This window comes from Neisseria sp. P0024.S006 (assembly GCF_051956595.1).
Lineage (GTDB): Bacteria > Pseudomonadota > Gammaproteobacteria > Burkholderiales > Neisseriaceae > Neisseria.
The window spans coordinates 1-441 of the sequence record NZ_JBQCXH010000070.1; the positions used below are offsets into that span (position 1 = coordinate 1).

At 56.7% G+C, this 441-nt stretch carries 1 rRNA gene; it reads left to right on the plus strand.

Features of this window, described 5'->3' with window-relative positions:
* Positions 1-441 (plus strand): 16S ribosomal RNA (locus tag ACTHUF_RS11320); the annotation flags it as partial.

Sequence of the window (441 nt, forward strand, 5' to 3'; positions counted from 1 at the left end):
CCTACGGGTGGCAGCAGTGGGGAATATTGGACAATGGGCGCAAGCCTGATCCAGCAATGCCGCGTGAATGATGAAGGCCTTAGGGTTGTAAACTCCTTTTACGGGGGAAGAGGAAGGACGGTACCCCGAGAATAAGTCACGGCTAACTACGTGCCAGCAGCCGCGGTAATACGTAGGTGACAAGCGTTATCCGGAATTACTGGGCGTAAAGCGCACGCAGGCGGCGCGCTAAGTCTGACGTGAAATCTCTCGGCTTAACCGGGAGGGGTCGTTGGAGACTGGCGAGCTTGAGGCGATGAGAGGGGTGTAGAATTCCCGGTGTAGTGGTGGAATGCGTAGATATCGGGAGGAATACCAGTGGCGAAAGCGGCACCCTGGCATTAGCCTGACGCTCAGGTGCGAAAGCGTGGGGAGCGAACGGGATTAGATACCCGAGTAGTC